This is a genomic window from Acidiphilium sp. 20-67-58, from assembly GCF_002255515.1.
In the GTDB taxonomy this organism is placed as follows: domain Bacteria; phylum Pseudomonadota; class Alphaproteobacteria; order Acetobacterales; family Acetobacteraceae; genus Acidiphilium.
In genome coordinates, this window is record NZ_NCAS01000053.1 from 1 (window position 1) to 15,529 (window position 15,529).

At 61.9% G+C, this 15,529-nt stretch carries 17 protein-coding genes and 1 pseudogene; 12 read left to right on the plus strand and 6 right to left on the minus strand.

The features are described 5' to 3' along the window. The 3 genes from B7Z76_RS14615 to B7Z76_RS14625 form a co-directional block, all read left to right on the plus strand. Positions 1–683: recombinase family protein (locus B7Z76_RS14615; RefSeq protein WP_291344875.1), on the plus strand; the 683-nt coding region annotated here is incomplete at its 5' end. A gap of 359 nt (positions 684–1,042) precedes the next feature. Further along, positions 1,043–3,805 (plus strand): AAA family ATPase, encoded by a 2,763-nt coding sequence (locus B7Z76_RS14620; protein ID WP_291344877.1) that lies wholly within the window; start codon positions 1,043–1,045, stop codon positions 3,803–3,805. A 243-nt stretch (positions 3,806–4,048) separates the two neighbouring features. Further along, positions 4,049–4,609, plus strand: a complete 561-nt coding sequence (locus B7Z76_RS14625; protein ID WP_291344879.1) for a hypothetical protein — start codon at positions 4,049–4,051, stop codon at positions 4,607–4,609. Positions 4,610–4,997: 388 nt separating this feature from the next. Here the strand turns inward: B7Z76_RS14625 and B7Z76_RS14630 are convergent, their stop codons facing one another. Then, positions 4,998–5,954, minus strand: a complete 957-nt coding sequence (locus tag B7Z76_RS14630; RefSeq protein WP_291344881.1) for an alpha/beta hydrolase — start codon at positions 5,952–5,954, stop codon at positions 4,998–5,000. After that, positions 5,951–6,925 (minus strand): MBL fold metallo-hydrolase, encoded by a 975-nt coding sequence (locus tag B7Z76_RS14635; protein ID WP_174501819.1) that lies wholly within the window; start codon positions 6,923–6,925, stop codon positions 5,951–5,953. The genes B7Z76_RS14630 and B7Z76_RS14635 overlap by 4 nt, the downstream gene beginning before the upstream one ends. Before the next feature lie 49 nt (positions 6,926–6,974). On the opposite strand from B7Z76_RS14635, the gene B7Z76_RS14640 reads away from it, so the two are divergent. Continuing rightward, on the plus strand, positions 6,975–7,961 hold the full coding sequence (locus B7Z76_RS14640) for a LysR family transcriptional regulator (protein ID WP_174501818.1): 987 nt from the start codon (positions 6,975–6,977) through the stop codon (positions 7,959–7,961). A 1-nt stretch (position 7,962) separates the two neighbouring features. On the opposite strand, the gene B7Z76_RS14645 is transcribed toward B7Z76_RS14640, so the two are convergent. Next, entirely contained in the window at positions 7,963–8,754 is a 792-nt protein-coding gene (locus B7Z76_RS14645) for a hypothetical protein (RefSeq protein ID WP_201712558.1), read from the minus strand. A gap of 130 nt (positions 8,755–8,884) precedes the next feature. Between B7Z76_RS14645 and B7Z76_RS14650 the strand changes: the two genes are divergently transcribed. The 7 genes and pseudogenes from B7Z76_RS14650 to B7Z76_RS14680 all read left to right on the plus strand — a co-directional run bounded on the left by B7Z76_RS14650 (position 8,885) and on the right by B7Z76_RS14680 (position 13,628). Then, a complete protein-coding gene (locus B7Z76_RS14650; protein ID WP_291344886.1) occupies positions 8,885–9,310 on the plus strand; it encodes a GNAT family N-acetyltransferase in 426 nt (141 codons plus the stop codon). 134 nt (positions 9,311–9,444) lie between these two features. Beyond that, complete coding sequence (locus B7Z76_RS14655; protein WP_174501815.1) at positions 9,445–9,885, plus strand: VOC family protein; 441 nt, start codon at positions 9,445–9,447, stop codon at positions 9,883–9,885. A gap of 23 nt (positions 9,886–9,908) precedes the next feature. Then, positions 9,909–10,187: a hypothetical protein gene (locus B7Z76_RS14660; RefSeq protein WP_291344888.1), complete on the plus strand. Its 279-nt coding sequence runs from the start codon at positions 9,909–9,911 to the stop codon at positions 10,185–10,187. An 81-nt stretch (positions 10,188–10,268) separates the two neighbouring features. After that, on the plus strand, positions 10,269–11,465 hold the full coding sequence (locus tag B7Z76_RS14665) for a hypothetical protein (protein WP_174501839.1): 1,197 nt from the start codon (positions 10,269–10,271) through the stop codon (positions 11,463–11,465). Beyond that, a complete protein-coding gene (locus B7Z76_RS14670; protein ID WP_174501840.1) occupies positions 11,462–12,397 on the plus strand; it encodes a hypothetical protein in 936 nt (311 codons plus the stop codon). Before B7Z76_RS14665 ends, B7Z76_RS14670 begins: the two co-directional genes overlap by 4 nt. A 242-nt stretch (positions 12,398–12,639) precedes the next feature. After that, positions 12,640–12,990: pseudogene (locus B7Z76_RS14675) on the plus strand (hypothetical protein); the annotation flags it as partial. Between the two features lie 17 nt (positions 12,991–13,007). Further along, positions 13,008–13,628: an Imm5 family immunity protein gene (locus B7Z76_RS14680; protein ID WP_291344891.1), complete on the plus strand. Its 621-nt coding sequence runs from the start codon at positions 13,008–13,010 to the stop codon at positions 13,626–13,628. Between the two features lie 464 nt (positions 13,629–14,092). Here the strand turns inward: B7Z76_RS14680 and B7Z76_RS14685 are convergent, their stop codons facing one another. The 3 genes from B7Z76_RS14685 to B7Z76_RS14695 form a co-directional block, all read right to left on the minus strand. Next, positions 14,093–14,383 (minus strand): type II toxin-antitoxin system RelE/ParE family toxin, encoded by a 291-nt coding sequence (locus B7Z76_RS14685; RefSeq protein ID WP_174501841.1) that lies wholly within the window; start codon positions 14,381–14,383, stop codon positions 14,093–14,095. Between the two features lie 2 nt (positions 14,384–14,385). Further along, positions 14,386–14,559 carry a hypothetical protein gene (locus B7Z76_RS14690; RefSeq protein ID WP_162839082.1) on the minus strand — a complete coding sequence of 58 codons (174 nt, stop codon included), beginning with the start codon at positions 14,557–14,559 and terminating at the stop codon, positions 14,386–14,388. A gap of 137 nt (positions 14,560–14,696) precedes the next feature. Further along, positions 14,697–14,915 (minus strand): hypothetical protein, encoded by a 219-nt coding sequence (locus tag B7Z76_RS14695; RefSeq protein ID WP_174501842.1) that lies wholly within the window; start codon positions 14,913–14,915, stop codon positions 14,697–14,699. Between the two features lie 418 nt (positions 14,916–15,333). On the opposite strand from B7Z76_RS14695, the gene B7Z76_RS14700 reads away from it, so the two are divergent. Beyond that, positions 15,334–15,529 (plus strand): hypothetical protein (locus B7Z76_RS14700; protein WP_291344897.1); only part of this gene is annotated, 196 nt, incomplete at its 3' end.

Below are 15,529 nucleotides of genomic sequence, written 5' to 3' on the forward strand. Positions count from 1 at the left end.
GTCCAAAACCGACCGGTTTCGGACACCTCGCCGAGAGCATGCCCAAAACTATGTTTGACGGCATTGTGGGCATTGTCCGATATTACAGGCAGGTTTTTGGACGTAATTGCCCTATGTCGCGCGTGTTTTTGTATGCCCGTGTCTCGACGGTCGAGCAGACCGCCGAGAATCAGATCGCCGAGGCGAAGGCCGCCGGCTTCGCCATTCGTCCGAACCGGATCATCACGGAAACGATCTCGGGCAGCGTCGCGGCTCGTCAGCGGCCGGAGTTCCGGCGCCTCCTCGACCGCCTCGAAGATGGTGACGTGCTCATTGTCACAAAACTCGACCGGCTCGGCCGCAGCGCGCTCGACGTGCGGGCTACCGTTGATGCCCTGGCGAGCCTCGGGGTACGGCTTCATTGTTTGGCCTTGGGCGGTGTCGATCTCACCAGCTCAGCCGGCCGCATGACCATGCAGGTGATCGCCGCCGTGGCTGAGTTCGAGCGAGACCTGCTGATTGAACGCACGCAAGCTGGGGTCCAGCGAGCCAGAGCGAACGGCAAGGCGATCGGGCGGCCTGCATCTTTAACAGATGATCAAAAGGCCGCTGTCAGGGAAGCGCGTGGCTCCGGCGCATCAGTCTCATCCCTCGCACGGACATATCAGGTCAGCCGCCAAACCATCGGCCGTGTCTGTGAATAACGTCAGTCCCTCTCACCAGGTTATCCAGTAGGCGCTATATCTGGAATCGACCCTACCGGGCCATGGGGAGGCCGCAACGGGAACCCCAAAACCGGTCATTCGCCGGCCCTGGCCCGCAACGGCTCTGCGCCCTTCATGGTCATTCTGAGCCCTAGCTCGGCTTCTCGGGAGCGGACATTCTTATCATGTCAATGTTCTTGATCTTTAGCGGCGATTGGCGCCCTTTGCAGATGTGGGCATGATCCAGTTTCACACCGATATCGGTGCCCTGCAGCTCTGTCCGCCGTGACCGCTGATGAACGAACACTTGCATCTCGCGACTACTCCACTGCAAACTCAGCGGGCATGGGGGTATTGCTATGGCTGCAGAGGGAACAGCGTTTGCATTCGATGAGAATGCTAGTCTCAGCGATAATCTATCGATATTCGGGGTATACGTTAAAGAGCTCGACGCCGCGCTTGGTCCCGAAATGCGCGGCCGCCTTTTGGCGCTGGTAGATGGTAATTACAAGCACGAGGAAATCTGGGATCGATTATTCGAGATCTGCAACACGTCACCGGCTGTAACTGATGACGACGCGACCGACAGGCAGGCAGCCGTACCCACAGCAAACGTGCCCGCCACGGCACAACCGGCGGTCGCGCAATCGCCGACGGTGACCGGATGGCTTCTCGAGGGCGTTTTGATCGAGGGCTTCCGGGGCGTGAACAATGAAGACCGGCCACTTGAACTCAAGTTCAAGCCTGCCAAGGTCAATAGCGTGTCGGCCGTCAACGGCGTCGGCAAGACCTCCGTCTACGACGCGGTGCGTTATGCAATCACCGGCAAACTCCCTTGGCTGGATGAACTCCCAGCCGTCGAACGCGACAGAGACTATTACCAAAACCGCTTTCACTCGACCGGTCAGGCGACGATCAAGCTCCGTCTGGTAGCCGAGCCCGGCGCGGAAAAGTGCGAGATCACCGTCGTCCGCAGCCCAACCGGCCTGCGCACTGTCAGCGCCACCGCGCCGTGGGACGCCAACGCGATACTGACCGCGCTCAATCGAGAGTTCGTATTACTCGACGGCCCGACATTTCAGAAATTTATCACCGCGCCACCGCTCGCTCGTGGCCGCACCTTTTCCGGTCTCCTTGGACTCTCTGCCTACAGCGATCTTCGCCAAGCGCTGGCAGGTTTGGCGAATACACGCGCGTTTAACAACCATTTCGACATCACGGCCCACGCCCAGACCAAGATCCGGGAGGAGAGGACCGGAGCCGAATTGTCGGCGGCCATCGCCAAAGATTATGAATTACTTGTGGGGACGCCGCTCGGGCAGCTGGATACGGCCGCCGCGAAGGACAAGTGCCATGAGGCCCTGGTCCAGATCACACCTCTGAAGCCGCAGTGCGAGGACAAGGCGTACGACTCCATCGACATCGACGTTTGCATCGACGCTATCAAGGATGCCGAAGGCGGTCCGAAGCGCGAACGCCTCGGTGCTTGCATTCGAGAGCGCGAAAATATCGCCAAAATGAACCATGAAGCTCCAACCCGGGAGCGCGCCCCGCAATTGGCCACTCGCGCCGCCGAGCGCGAGTCCGCACTGGCGAAGACTTCTGGTCACTTGATGCTTGAGCTTTACCAGGCAGGGACGAAGGTCGTGGAAAGGGCGGAGTGGGAGGACTCGTATCTTTGCCCGCTCTGCGACGGGAAAGGCACCCATAGCCTGCGGGATCACCTCGCCGCCAAGCTCTCTGAGTTTGAGATCTTGGACCAGACAACCACCGCGTTGGCGGCGGAGTGGAACGAGGCTGGTTGGACAGAGCTACTGCAGCTTGAAGCCGAGCTCGAACCGGTACCCGAGAAGCGCCTACTCGCCGCGCACCAGACCCGCGCCGGCGTCGGCGCGATCTCCAAGGCCGATGCCGATGCTTTGGTTCAGTGGCTGGATACACTGCGTACGCGCGCGGAGGGGCTTTCTGGCACGCTGGCGGCCGAGCAGACCCAGCTCGAAAAGGAGCTACCGCCATCCTCGGTTGAGGTAACGAAGAAAGTGGAGACAGCGCGGCGCCTGCAGGAAAACTGGCGGAAGCTCGAACAGTCCCGGAAAGTGCTGGCAGACGCAACCGCGCGAGATGCCTGTGTAGACCGGATCCGAACTTTCCTCGGCAGGGCATCAAAGGCTTTTGCGACGGCGGAGGCCGGCATGAGCGAGGCACGACTGACCGCCGTCGAGCCGGTGTTCAAGGATTACTTTAAGAAGATGTCGTTTCATGGTGTCGAGCCGACCGTCTCCAAAAAAGCTGGCAGCGAGGAACTCCGTATCGGGCTTGCCCAATTCTACGGACTGACGAACGTATCGCCCCAGGCGCTTCTGTCCGAGAGCTTCCGCAACGCCTTCGCGATATCGCTATATCTGGCAGCAGCATCGCTCTATGGCGGGCTCCCGAAATTCGTTGTTCTCGACGATGTGACGTCGAGCTTTGACGCCGGGCATCAGCACTTCCTTGTCGAACTCATCAGAACGACATTTGCGCGGCCGGGGAAGGCGTCCGGCCCACAGGTGATTCTCTTGAGCCACGACACGATGCTAGAGAAACTTTTCAACAAGCACAGCAACTCGGGGACGTGGTGGCATCAACGGCTGGAAGGATCACCCCAGATCGCCGTCCTTCCGCAGGCTGGGGCGGTCAACAAGGTGCGGGACCTAACGATTTCGATGCTGCAGGCCGGCCAGGTTGACTTCGCCAAGGAGGGCGTGAGGCAATATCTGGAATATCGGTTGAGTGATCTCATCAGCAAGCTCCGGATTCCGGTTCCGGTGGACATCGCTTTCAACGATGACAAGCAGCTCTCGAGCGAATTTCTGAAGGCGATCGAGGCTGCTGTTAAACTGCACAAGGCGGCCAACTGCCTAGTCCTCGACGCGGCGCAGGAAGCGGGCCTCAACACCAACATGGTGACGATTGTAAGCAACTTCCTAAGCCATTGGGGCACCGGCCAGACGGCGGCATTCTCTGCATCTTCCCTGCTCGGCGTCATGCAGGCAATCGCCGACTACTGCAACTGCTTCACCTTCGAGCCGACTCCGGGCGCGCCCCGAGTCTACTACAAGTCGCTCTCCCAGCGTCAATAGAATGGCAGCTTGCGCCCTACACTGATCGGAACCGGACCGTCGGCAGTCGGCCCATCCCAATCAAACTTAGATTGACCAAATGCCGGCTGACGAAGGTTACGACCCGAGATACCCGGAGCCATGCGTAGATCATCGACAGAGTGATAGGTATTAGCAAAGTGCTATCGATCAGCGCATAAATGCTAAAACCGACTCGGATCGAATTGGCTACAAGACATATCGACCAAAGGGCACGAAACACCGATGAGCTGGGCTGAATTTATCGCGTCGATCGTGAAATCAATGGCCTGGCCGACTGTGGTGGTCGTTGCAATCCTATTATTCCGAAATCAAATCAAAGAACTGATCGCGTCGATATCAGAACTGAAGATCGGGAAGGATGGGGTCACAGGGAAGTGGGACCGGGCAGCCGCCGAAGTGTGGGCAGGGCTACGAAAGGCGCCTACAGAGCCACGTCTGACTCAGACCGAGAAGCTTACTTTTATTCTGCCCACACTAGCGGCTGAGGATCAATCTCCTAACGCGGCGAGGATCGTCGGCGCTTGGGCTCAACTTGAAAAAGCGCTTCGCAAAAAAGTCGGGGAGACCGATGAAACCCATGTCGGGAAGGGAGATGCCGCACTCGTCCAGGCGGCCGTGAAGCGCGGTGTGATAACCGACAATCAAGCGAAGTCGCTTCGGGGGCTCTACGCTCTTCGGAACCTCGCTGCCCACGGCGGAGACAGCGATGTGAGCGACGCGCGAGTCAACGAATACCTCGCTATGGTGGAGGCTATGGAGACGGTACTGGAAATTACTGACTGACTGGTCAGAGTCAACGACAGCAAGCTGCTGGTGGTCGAGGAGATGTCTACTTTCCTGAGCCCAACACCCAAGAGTGGACCGGCAGTTTTCGGCCCAGCCTCGCCACAAAGAGAACGTCCGATATCCGCTTTCGCAAGCCGTAAGCCGACAGGCAGAAATCCCCCAACCCGGTCACTGGCTGTCGCGGATCTTTGTCGTAAGTATGCGAAGCTTTGCGACAAAGATCCGCGACAAGAAAAGTCCAGGTCGGCCGCGAGGGATGCCGGCTGTCGCGAGCTTTACAAGTTATGCGACAATGCGCTTGTAGGTTGGAAAGCTGGCAGTCGGCCTGAAACGGTCATTCGCCTCAAGGCGAATTTGAGGGCGATAGCAGGCCGGTCGTGGGGAGCTATCCATGTTGGCTACGCAGGAAAAGCAGGATTTCGCTCAGGATCTGCCACCGGTTGCGTTCCATCACCATCATATGGGTGGCTTCGCCGATCTCGATCCAGCGCCGGTAGCGGGCACCGGTGAGGCGCTGGAAAAAGGCCGACATGCGCGGCTGCGGCACATCCAGATCCCATTCGCCGTGTAGCAGCAGCACGGGGGCGGTGATCGCTTCGGGTTCATAGAAGGGCTTTCCGGCGGACCAGTAGTCGCGCACGTCCTGGATGACGCCGGCAGGGGCCCGGATCATGCCGTCCCGGGCCGCCGGGTCGCTCGCGAGGATGATGTCGGCCCAGGCGGCGAACCAGGCGCCGGGCAGGATCTCCTCCCGCAGTTCTTGCGGCACGCTTTCGAGCCAGCGATCGCGGAAGGCGTGGACATCGAAGCGGCGATAGGCCGGCACCGGGCCGCCTGGATCGATGCGCGGCGGCCCGTCGCTCAGCCACTGTGGAGCGATGAGCACGAGCTTCGCGACATTGGCGGGATGGGCGGCGCTGTAGGCCGCCGTGACCGTGCCGCCCCAGGACATGCCGATGAGGGTGATCTGACCGAGATCCTGCGCAGCGCGGATGTGATCGACGGCGGCGGCGAGGTCGCACACCGCCACCGCCGTGGAGACTTGCGGCGGGGCGGCGTCGGGCGCGCCCTCCATGCCCGCAGGGCGGGTCGAGCCGCCAAAGCCGCGCACATTCAGCGCCCAGACATCGAAGCCTGCTTCCGCCAGCACGTCCATGAAGGCACCCTCGCCGACCGGCACGTCATACAGGGTTTCGGCCGGAAGCGTCGCGCCGTGCATGAGCAGCAGGGTGCGATCGGCCCCGAAAGCGGCAATGTCGGCGCGGCACTTGCGGCGAAGATGGAGGGAAATGCCTGGTGTCTCGCTCGGGATGAGCTGGTTTTCGATGGTGAGGTCACTCATGATGCGGAAACTTCCGTGGGGTTGACGAAATGCCAGGCGAAGCCGGAGCCGTTTTGCGTGACGCGGCCGGCACCGCTTTCGGCAAAATGGGCGGTAAGGCACAGCGCACCGGTTTCGGCGGCGTGAGCCAGCATGCAGCGGCGGGACTGCTCGGCCTTGCCAGGAAACTCGCAGTAGACCGACCGTAGATCGGGCCGGTAGGCCTGCAGCGGATGATGCATGAGGTCGGCGACGAACCATGCCTCCTCGCCGCACGAGTGGAGGCGGATGGTGGCGTGGTCGATGCTGTGGCCGGGTGCGGGATGGAAGGAGAGACCATCCGCGATCTCCCGGCCGTCGATGGCGATGGCCTGGCCCAGACCGGCATCGATCACAGGTTTCAGGCTGTCGGTATAGACCTGCGGCATGGGCGGGTGATCGGGGCGGCCGAACGCTTCCGGGGGTAGGTCGGGCGCGGGTGCGAAACCGTCCAATGCCGCAGCGTAGCGCGCCTCCATCTCGGAATAGACGTGCCGCGCACGGGTAAAGAGCGGTTGCCAGATGTTATCCCGCAGCACCGTGTTCCAGCCGACATGGTCGGCATGGATATGCGTCAGCAGGACGAGATCGACTTGGTCCGGCATCACTCCAGCTGCAGCGAGGCGGGCCAGATAGGGCGTGTCGAGATGGTCCAACACCGGGGCGCGGGGCCGTGGCTTGCCGTTGCCGGTGGCCGTGTCGATCAGAATGACCCGTCCGGCATGCCGCACCAGCCAGGAATGCGTGCCCTGAGCGAGCGTGCCGGTGTCCGGATTGAAGGAACCGGCCGTGAGCTGACCGCCATGGGTGCCGAGAGCCGCAGGGTCGAGATCGGGATATAGCCGGGCCGGATCGGCATTCGTCCAGCGGAGTTCGGGAATCCGGGTCACCAGCGCATCGCCGACCCGGAAGGAGAGCGGGATTTCCACATTGTTCGAGGATTGCTGCGTCATGGACGGAGAGCTATGGTCCGCCCGATCATCATGCAAATCGATTCAAGTCATGCGGTCAATCGACCATTTCAATCTTCGCTCTTTCGACCTTAACCTGCTGGTCGCCTTCGACGCGCTGATGACCGAACGCAGCGTGACGCGGGCGGCGCAGCGGCTGAAACTCGGGCAACCGGCGATGAGCCACGCGCTGTCCACGCTGCGGCTGCTCCTCGACGACGAGGTGCTGGTTCGGGTCGGCACGACGATGAACCCGACTGCCAAGGCCATCGCGCTGGCGCCGCGACTGCGCGAATTGCTGCTGCAGATCCAGAGCACGCTGACAGAGGGCAAGCCCTTCGAACCGCAATCGGAAACGCGAATCGTGCGCCTCGGATTTTCGTCGGAGCTGGAGATTTTGCTGCTGCCCAATCTGACCGCCGATCTACAGGCGCATGCGCCAGGCATCAGCCTGCTGACGCGCTCGGTGGCACGGAGCGATGCGCATCGCATGCTGGATAGCGGTGAACTTGACCTCGCCATCGGCTGTTTCGAGTACGGGCTGGAACGGCATTGTGGAACGCCGCTGTTCGAGCAGTCGCTGGCCTGCTGTTTCAATCCGGATTTCGTGCAGCTGCGGCTGCCCTTGTCGAGGGCCGACTACATCGCGCATCCGCATGCGCTGATGACATTGAAGGACGACATCCAGGGCTGCCTGTCCGAAGCCTTGGCGCGGGCCGAGGAGACGCTGAACGTGGTGTTGGCGGCATCGGATTTTCTCACCGTGCTGGCAGCAGCGGCCGAGGCGCCGGTGATCGCCACGTTGCCGACGCGGATGGCGGCTCGCTATGCGCCGCTTTTCGGCCTTACGGTTACGGAAATTCCGCTCGATCTTCGCCTGCCTTCAGTGGCCCTGGTGTGGTCGATGCAGAATGACCGCGACCCGGCACTCGAATGGCTGCGAGCGCGGGTCGTGCCGCTTTTGCAAGCTGCATCGGCTTCCGAGATCGCTCGACCGGTGTCGGGCGACCGAAATAAGTCAATTCTGACTGTCGCGTAACTTAGGATTTGTGCGACAGCCTGCCGCCGGTGCGGACTTTCAGGACCGGGCTGGCGAAGTCGTCATTGTTGAAGACTGCATCGGCAGTAGAAGCCGGCGCGCACATACTTTCGTAAATATCGAAGGCTGGCTTATATCGAACCGCATAGAGCTGACGTGTGGCATCTGCCCCACCTAAACGCCCGGCGTCCCGATCAATACCGCGCTGTTCGGAAAGCTGCTCCGAGGTTTCTACGAAAATCGCCAAATCCCAGTCGTCGCGTAGTTCGGGCCGCTGGAGAAAAGTGCCATCTACGATCAATATGGCATCGGCCGACGCAACTTGTGGCTCCTGCTTTATAGGCTGGTCATTGTCGAGATCGAATGACGCCGTGCGATACCGCCGATCGCCGCCCGGCCCCAAGGGGGAAAGCAAAAGTGCGTTGATAGCCGGAAGATCGCGCGCGTCGTAATAGTAGCCTTCTGCGGAGTGACGACCACGCGCATAGCGTTCTACCTTGGGCCGGTGGAATCCGTCGATTGAAGTCCGAATAACCGCCCTTCCTGTCTTGCCGAGAGCTTCGGCCAGTTCATCCGCCAGCGTTGTTTTCCCTGATGCCGTCCGTCCGTCAATCGCGACCCGAATGGGCCCGGCTGACGGGATGCCTGCGATCAAAGAGGCGAGTTCATCCAGCACCGCAGCCCTATCTGAAGATTTCATGTTTCTCCCCATCAATCGTCGTGAAAATCCCGAGACCTGCGACACCTCTACACTACTGCGCCAGCGCTTGGCGCTGGCACGGTGATGGTGCATTTCTGATCCTTGTATGCGGTGGTAGAAAAGTCGGCCATGTAGCGTAGCAGCAGGTTGTGTCGGGAAAGGGTGAATGGTGGTCCGCATACGTCGCTTTGACGAGAAAGATGCTCAGGCCCTAGCCGACTTGATGATCGAGATGGCTGGTTTCTACGGAGCCACTATCAGTTCTGATCTGGTAGTCGCTGAGGACGTGCTTCGCCGTGCCCGGCAGGTGGACATCATCGTAGCCCACGACGATGTTCGACTTCTCGGCTTTGCCACGTTCACCTCTCTCTACCCCGTCGCCGGCCTGCTCACATTCACTTACGTCCAGCAGGTTTATGTCGGCCACGCTGCACGCCGCCGTGGCGTCGCACAGAAGTTGATGGCTGGGATTGCACAGGCGGCGAAGGCCGCAGGAAGCACTAGGATCGAATGGTCCACCTCAAGAGAAAACGTGGCAGCGCGGTCGCTCTATGACGGGCTGGGCGCAAACGGGTTTGACAAGATTTATTATGTGCTTGAGGGGTCAGCCCTCGATCAATTAGCCGCACGAGGACAGCAAGACGCGTAGGTCTGGTTTCCCCCAAATGCGCTGAGTCTGCACGAAAATCAGGAATTTCGCACGAGCGTGGCGAACTTGGGGGGGTAGCAGCAGCGGGCAGCTGTAATTACAGCGGTCGGATAGGGGTTAAAGGGCTTATTGGAATGGCAAACTCGGCGAGGCTGGTTCCGGAACTGGTGGTTTCGGACTTGGAGGTGAGCCTGCGTTTTTGGTGCAATCTGATCGGCTTCTCCGTAGCATTCGACCGGCCGGAAACCGGCTTCGCATACTTGGACCTTGACGGTGCTCAGGTAATGCTTGAGCAGCGCAACACGGCAGACGACCAATGGGTGACGGGGCCGCTCGAAGCACCACTTGGTCGTGGCATCAATTTCCAGATCAAGACACCGACCCTCCGGCCGATACTAGACCGACTGGCAAAAGCGGGATGTCCGCTATTCAAGGAGCCTGAGGAGGCGTGGTATCGAGCCAACACGGTTGAATTCGGCCAGCGACAGCTTCTGGTCATGGACCCGGATGGCTACCTGCTTCGTCTAATCGAAAACATTGGCCAACGCCCTTTCAGTGATACCACCAAAATTTAGTATCTGCTTGTCGATGCGCCTGAATGACCTGCAAATGTCAAAGCCCGGTCGTTTCCAGCCTCGATCTCGGCCTGCGCCTGCCCGAATCGCTCCGCCTGCTGCACGCGCGCCCGCCGCGACGGCGCGGGCCGGACATCCCCACCCCGGCGCAGGCCGCCTCGCGCGCACGTCACAGGTCGCACACGGAAGCCTGGGCCGTCCTGTTCCCGGCGCCGCCATCATCTCCGGGCCAGTTCCACCCGCAGGGCCGCCCGTCCGGCTATGTCCCGCCGCCGCGCACCCGGTCCCCGCCCGGTCGCTGACCATCCCCGCGCCCTCCCCGCCGGCCTCGCAGCAGAGCGCCGGCCCCCGGTCATGCGCGCCGCCCGGCCCGGCGCCCGGTCATGCCCGGCGGCACGATTTACTGGACCGCATCGCCGCCGGTAACCTCGCCCGAACAGCAGGAGGCGGTGATGGCTGGACGCGCATACCAGATGAGCTGGGGCCCCTATTTCGGCCAGGCCGAGGCGTCGGTCCACCTGTCCCGCTTCGCGGATGCGACCGTCGGCCGCGAGACCGGAATCCTCTTTTCCGACGGTCAGACCTGCATGGTGCTGCGCCAGCCGGTGCTCGACGCCGACGGGCTCGGCCATTCGATGATCGCGCGATGGATGCCGCCGCACCCGCCGGCGCCGACGCCCGGATTGATGCAGCGGATCGAGAACGTGTTCGAACGGGCGATGACGATGGAGGGCGAGGCCGCGATCGCCCGCGCCCAGGGCGAGATGGCGCTGGGACAGGCGCTCGCCCGCTTCCTCGGCAGCGAAACCGGCGAGCACGCGGTCGGCATGGCGTTCGACCTGCTCGGCCTGCTCGCGGCGGCGCTGCTGCTGTTCGTGCCCGGCGTGGGCGAGGCGGAAATCGGCGTTCTCGCGGCAAGTACCGGAAGCCTGGCCGGAACCGGCTCCCTGCTCGGCGCGATCGTCGACGGCAAGACCGAGGCCCACAAGTGGGGCCACAGCCCGGCGGCGGAGACGCTGTCGCTGCTGGCACTGGTGCTGGCCCTGCCGGACCTGCCGATCGGCGGGATGGCGACGCTGCGGGACCTGCGGAACGCCCCGCAGGCGCTCGATGAAATCGAGGCGGCGGGCAGCGAGGCCGCCGGCTTCACGGCGAAGCAGACGACCCGGCTGGCCAAGGCGGAACGGCTCGAGACCGACAATGCGGGCCTGCCCGCCTGGCGCGTGGCCAAGCGGGCGGACAAGGCCACCACGATCCGCGCCGATGCAGGCCGGCTGGCGAAACGGGCGGCGGACGCCAGCAACGAGGCGCATCGCCTCGCGTTGAAACTGGGCACCACGGCGATGGTCAATGCGCCGGCGAGCTTCGTCGGCGTGCCGGTCGTCGGTGGCTATTTCGCGCGGGACAACTGGCAGCACCCGGCCGAACCCTTCATCGCGGCCTGGCACGAGGCCGGCGCGATGCGGAACTGGGCGGCGCGGCTTCTCTCGCCCCGGGGGCACGCGGCTCGGGGACCGGGCGGCGGACTTCTGGGCATCCAGATGGGCGTCTCCAGCAAGAGCCGGGCAACGCGGCGGTGAACCGACCTCGTCCGCAGCCGCCATCCGGCAAGACCGCGCAGGCAGGACGGGCCCGGCCCTCGCGTGGCTTCAGACCGGAGAGCGCGTTCGGATTCGTCACCATCTCCGACGGCGCGCTGCTCGCCGGCATGATCGGCCAGGCGCTCGCGCACGCCGCCGGGCAGGCCGCGATCTTTGCCCCCTTCGTCCACGGCGAACTCCACGGCACCATGTTCGTGATCCCGACCTTCATGATCGGCGCCGCCCTCGGGCAGTCCTATGCGTATGTCTCGCAGCAGGTCACACTCTGGCTGCCGCTGGTGCGGATGCTGCTGCTGGCGCATCTGCCGCTGCTGGCGCTCGGGCTCCTCGACCTCGCCGTCTTCCCGCATGGCGCAGTCAACTTCCTGTTCCTCTCGGGGCCGATGGCGCTCCTGTCGACGGCCCTGCTGCCCTATATCTGGCGCGGCGCGCGACGCCATGCGACGGACACCGTCCCATCGCCCGAGGAACGCGCCCGCTCCCCCCGCGACAGGGCGGCCATCCTGGCCTGGCCGCTTTGCGCGGTCATCGTCTGGCTGGCGCTGGTGCCCATGCTGGCGATCCGGACCGCGACGAGCATCGACGATTTCGCCATGCTGGTGACCATCGGCGCCTGGTCCGTGCTCGTCCTGCCGGCCCTGGTCGTGCCGATCTACCAGATCCGGCAGCGCCGCCTGCGGCCGCGGCTGAACGCGGTGCTGTTCTCGGTGACCGGCGCGGCGCAGCTGGGGCTGACGGCGTTCTATGGCGCGATGGCCCTGCGGGTCTCGGCGCTGGGCTACACGTTCGGCGCCACCGCCGCGCTGATGCCGGTCATCCATGTGATCGCGCTGGTGCTCCTCGCCACCAGCCCCTTCGCCATCCTGCTGCTGCGCGCGGCCAGACCGGGATACCGCACCCTCCCGCCCTGACCCGAAAGGCGACACACCAGCCCGGCCAACATGCGTCCAGCGCATGGCAACATCCCCGATGCGGCATTGCAACTTCGCGCGAACCCACCGACATCACTCAGCAGTCGGTAATATAGGCGCCAGTTGGTGCTTTGAAGAATGATTGCACGAGACGTGGTTTGCGCTTGATGGCGGCGAGTTGGGCTTCGATTTTGTCCTGAAGCTTTTCGCCTTGGCGTACCGGCGTAGCAGCGCCGACAGGGGTCGGAAAATCGTGGCTGGCCTGTGCCCTCGGTCACACGGCATGTCGCGATGACAGGACCGTGCTCTATCAGCGCGCCCCCAAACTCTTCGCAGAACTCGCGGTCGCCGCCCTCAAACGAAAGTGTACGAAAAACGTGTGTTTTCCGTCATCGCGCGATCCCGGCCTCAGAACCGCGCTCTCCGCTCAAACCCGCAGAAAACCTCGATCCCAACCAGTCAACGTTCCCACTTTGTCCGCTTATGCTACAGCCTATGGCGTTTCGTTACTTCTGGCCAGACAGTCACCGATCCGGACGGAACATGGAAGTTTGGAGTTGATGGAGCGATCTCAGGGCCGAAATAATGAATAGCGATTGCGAGGCATCAATTGACGAATTCTCTTACGCTTGCACACAGCATTGACATTGCCCGGCATGAGCTGGAAGCAAGCGGCCGTGTCAGCCTGCCCAGGAGACGTGCAATCTGGCGCGCGATGTACCCTGATGTCGAAACCAAACACGGGTGCGACATCGGTCATCGCCGACTTGTTCTGCTGGATATTCTCACGGTCCAGCGCGTAATGCCGCTTTGGCACGCGGTGTTTCCCTCTGATGACTCGCCGGCTTCGATGCTGCGAATTGCTCTTGATATCGCCTTCGGGCGTTCGGATCCGATCCTGGCTGAAAAAACCCGAGACTCGTTATATGTAGATATCGTTGAGAACCGTATCTACGCAAAAGGTCAGGAGATGGCATTGTTTGTCGGCCATGCGGCGGCCAACACCATCACCACGGCTCTCTTCCAAGGCGTTCCGGACGAAAACGCCGATGTCGATGACGAGGATCTTGATCCGGAAAGCTTTGAGCCGAGCATGCTTGCAGCCGCAGCGGAGGCTGGTGGATTACCCTGGGCCGAAGCCACCAACCGGGAAAAAGAACGCGCTTTTTGGGACTGGTATCTGGGGACTGCCATTACCAGGGCCTATGAGATGACGGGTAATCCAGCTTAGTGTGCCTTCCCAGTCCGTAAAATTCATGAACGCACCAGAATTCCGCATTATGGAATTTCGCCGGAAGTCCCGGGGAAGTCGTCACATAGTCGCCGCACAGGCCGCCGGCGAACCCCAGAGTAACCCCGCTACAGAGACTGTCAAAGCACCCCGCCAGAAGCGGGCCATGGCGGCGCGAATACTTGGAGCGAGCGACTGGCGGCGATCACGAAACCGATGAGGCAACGAACCGACGCCAGGTGCGGCACGGCCTGCAAGCCGTAAACGCAAGGTCAACGGTGGTGGGCACAAAAAGAGAACGCTGACAACGGCCAGATCAGCGGGGAGCCAACATTCCGGGGAGCTAAACACAAGGAAAACCTTGGGTGAAATAGGTCTGATTGGCTGTCGTTTGTATCAAAATGAGAAATCCGGGGGGATGTTATACGAACCCCCAAGACGGCCCTGAAGGGGCCGTATCGATCTCACGGTAATGCCTCACTGCGGTCCCGTGCACCATGCCAGATGCGGAGGATTCGAACCAAATCGGCGTTCATGTCGATCTCGTAGACGATCAGATACGGCCACACGGCCACCAGTTCGCGGGTGCCGGCAACCAGGCCGAGGCGGCCCCGGTTGGGAAATGGCGCCAGGCTGTCGCCGGCGAGGACCAAAGAGCGCAAGAGATTCGCTGCCGCATGGGGGTTCAGAGGCTCGAGATAGGTGACGATGGAATCGCGGTCCGCCAAGGCGAGCGGATGCCATTCGACCCGCACGCTCAGTGACCGGAGATCTTCCGGTTCAGCCGTTCGATCTCACGCAGGAGATCGGCGCGCACCTGTTCATGCGGCACACCTGGACGAGGATCGGCACGCGCCTCGGCGATGGCGGCCTCGAGAAGCCTGCGCTCGGCCTCGAGCTCGGGATCAATCTGGGGGACTGTCTGGTTCATTCGGCGAACTCCAGGTGTAACTTCTGAGAGGCCAATCAGATCCTGCATCCATGTTGGTTGCACGCGCCAGAAGATTTGACTTCCTGACGACGGCCGGCTTCTCGGTGCACAGGAAACCGGTCGGTATTCAGTATCACCTATATCGTGTGCGGCGGGCAACCCGCCGATAGCGACAGCCGATGTCTGGAATAGGCGGTGATGTCCGGACAGTAACCTACCTGAACCACGACGAAGGCGCCGGCCGGACCCAGTGGGCGGGCGGCCATTTTTCCCCTGGGCTTTGGCTTCGCCTCGGATAGGCCGGACACCATGCCTTCTTTTCTGGCCTGGTTGATTTTGGCGTCGCTCAGGATCATGCCGGCTTCCAAGACCCCATGTCCGCCGCAGATAGCGCGTTCTTTAGCCAAGATTTCAATGCGATGTAACGCCTTCTTGTTGTGGCCGCAGATGCGTTTCCAAAGCTATGCTGCGTCGCACAAAATTCATGTTGAAGCCTCTCTTGGCTGAGCTATATCTCGTCCAACGGGGGTCATGCCCCGTTGGACGTTTCCTCCCTAAACTTGGCGGCCGCAATGGTCGCCATTTTTTTTGCGCCGATCCGATTGGCTGGAAGTGTCCGCAATGACCGAACGCCATCCTCTATCCGAAAAAAGTCCTTTTAGCCTGTCGTGGTCCGGCATTTCATCTATGGATATGGCCTGACGCACCGCGTGGATCGCCGGATAGGCCTCGGAGGACAGATTGTCGCTGGCCGGGATAGAAGCGGGCTTTTAGTTGGCAGATCCTCATGATTTACCGCCCTGCCGTTGCACGCCGTGCCTGCCGCTCCTGCTCGGGCTGTTCGGCTCGTTCCGCCCGCCGGATTTCCGCGCCGCTCTCAGCGGCCCGCTGCCAGTAACCCCGCGCCTGCTCACCCGTCTGGCTGTCAGCCTGGCCAGTGATCTGCCCTGCCTTCTGCTCGGCTCGCAGC

Coding starts and splice junctions, on each gene's coding strand:
- B7Z76_RS14630 (WP_291344881.1), bottom strand. CDS start 5,954: ATGAGTGACCTCACCATCGAAAACCAGCTCATCCCGAGCGAGACACCA.
- B7Z76_RS14625 (WP_291344879.1), top strand. CDS start 4,049: ATGAGCTGGGCTGAATTTATCGCGTCGATCGTGAAATCAATGGCCTGG.
- B7Z76_RS14690 (WP_162839082.1), bottom strand. CDS start 14,559: ATGAACCAGACAGTCCCCCAGATTGATCCCGAGCTCGAGGCCGAGCGC.
- B7Z76_RS14655 (WP_174501815.1), top strand. CDS start 9,445: ATGGCAAACTCGGCGAGGCTGGTTCCGGAACTGGTGGTTTCGGACTTG.
- B7Z76_RS14695 (WP_174501842.1), bottom strand. CDS start 14,915: ATGATCCTGAGCGACGCCAAAATCAACCAGGCCAGAAAAGAAGGCATG.
- B7Z76_RS14665 (WP_174501839.1), top strand. CDS start 10,269: ATGCCCGGCGGCACGATTTACTGGACCGCATCGCCGCCGGTAACCTCG.
- B7Z76_RS14635 (WP_174501819.1), bottom strand. CDS start 6,925: ATGACGCAGCAATCCTCGAACAATGTGGAAATCCCGCTCTCCTTCCGG.
- B7Z76_RS14650 (WP_291344886.1), top strand. CDS start 8,885: ATGATCGAGATGGCTGGTTTCTACGGAGCCACTATCAGTTCTGATCTG.
- B7Z76_RS14620 (WP_291344877.1), top strand. CDS start 1,043: ATGGCTGCAGAGGGAACAGCGTTTGCATTCGATGAGAATGCTAGTCTC.
- B7Z76_RS14660 (WP_291344888.1), top strand. CDS start 9,909: ATGACCTGCAAATGTCAAAGCCCGGTCGTTTCCAGCCTCGATCTCGGC.
- B7Z76_RS14640 (WP_174501818.1), top strand. CDS start 6,975: ATGCGGTCAATCGACCATTTCAATCTTCGCTCTTTCGACCTTAACCTG.
- B7Z76_RS14645 (WP_201712558.1), bottom strand. CDS start 8,754: ATGCACCATCACCGTGCCAGCGCCAAGCGCTGGCGCAGTAGTGTAGAG.